The organism is Oleiphilus sp. HI0125, assembly GCF_001635355.1.
This window is the reverse complement of sequence record NZ_LWGF01000828.1, coordinates 1-1,539: the sequence shown is the minus strand read 5'-3', so window position 1 is coordinate 1,539 and position 1,539 is coordinate 1. Positions and strand designations below refer to the sequence as shown.

General features: G+C 45.4%; 2 protein-coding genes. Both read left to right on the top strand.

The features are described from left to right. Positions 1-809: 4-hydroxythreonine-4-phosphate dehydrogenase PdxA (gene pdxA / locus A3762_RS13455; protein ID WP_068756068.1), on the top strand; the 809-nt coding region annotated here is incomplete at its 5' end. A gap of 11 nt (positions 810-820) precedes the next feature. Continuing rightward, positions 821-1,539: 16S rRNA (adenine(1518)-N(6)/adenine(1519)-N(6))-dimethyltransferase RsmA (rsmA, locus tag A3762_RS13450; protein WP_068756066.1), on the top strand; the 719-nt coding region annotated here is incomplete at its 3' end.

The window sequence follows — 1,539 nt, the reverse complement described above, 5'->3', positions numbered from 1 at the left end:
CACACCAGTTAAGCTCAGGTCAAGCGTTTGTATGTAGTGTATTGGTTGATCAACCTGTTATGGCTGGGCACTTAGACGCTAATAACGCCGCTTATGTGCTTAGAACTCTCGATCGTGCTATCGAGGGTTGTCTTTCCGGAGAATTCTCTGCGATCGTAACAGCGCCAGTTCATAAGGGTGTGATCAATGATGCCGGAGTGAGTTTTAGCGGCCATACCGAATATCTCCAAGAAAAGTGTGGCGTCGATAAAGTCGTTATGATGCTTGCTAATCGTCATATGAAAGTATCGCTTGCAAGTACTCACTTACCCCTTAAGGACGTCTCCCAGTCAATTACTCCTGAATCTTTACAGCGCGTTATTGAAATTTTACTTGCTGATATGCGCGGTAAGTTTGGTGTTGAGAAGCCTCGTATTTTGGTGGCTGGGCTGAATCCGCATGCAGGGGAAGATGGTCATATGGGGCGAGAAGAGATCAACGTCATTCAGCCCGTCATGGCTAGTTTTGAAGATGCGCTTTGCGAGTTAGTTGGTCCTTTACCTGCAGACACTTTGTTTACTCAAAAATACCTTGAAAACGCCGATGCAGTGCTTGCTATGTATCACGACCAGGGGCTCCCTGTTTTGAAGTATGCAGGCTTTGGCGAGTCAGTGAACATAACCTTGGGTCTACCGATTATTCGCACCTCTGTGGACCATGGAACCGCATTAGATTTAGCTGGAACCGGAAATATTGATACGGGAAGTTTGCGTACCGCGATCTCGATGGCTATAGATATGGTCAAAGCCAGTAACAACATTCTTAAATAGGTAAAACGAATATGGCTCAACGAAAAAAAACCGTTGGTCATCAAGCGCGAAAACGCTTTGGACAGAACTTCTTAAGCGATGACGCGATTATTGCGCGTATTGTCAGTGGCATTAATCCGCGTCCGGGTGACCGCATGGTGGAAATTGGACCTGGGCTTGGAGCACTAACAGAGCATCTGTTAGATGGGCTTGATGGCAACTTACAGGTTGTTGAACTTGATAGAGATTTGATACCGGTTCTGCGTACCAAATTCTTTAATTATCCTGATTTCAACATTAATGAGGCTGACGCACTGAAGTTCGACTTTAATGCTTTAGCTGATGAAGAGCACCCTTTGCGTGTTGTTGGTAACTTGCCTTACAATATTTCGACACCTTTGATCTTCCACCTGCTCGACAATATCAAGCATCTGAAAGATATGCATTTTATGCTCCAGAAAGAAGTCGTAGAGAGAATGGCTGCTGTGCCAGGGCATTCTTTGTATGGTCGATTAGGCATCATGACGCAGTATTATTGCCGGGTTCAGCCTTTATTTATCGTTGGGCCTGATGCCTTTGAACCTGCTCCAAAAGTTGATTCTGCGATAGTGAGATTAACACCGCATAAAGAGCTACCGCATCCAGTCGAATCGCTTGAGCGTTTGCAGACGATTGTTAAAACGGCATTTACTAAGCGAAGAAAGACCTTACGTAATGCTTTGTCGGGTGTGATTGAGCTGGAAGCGCTTGA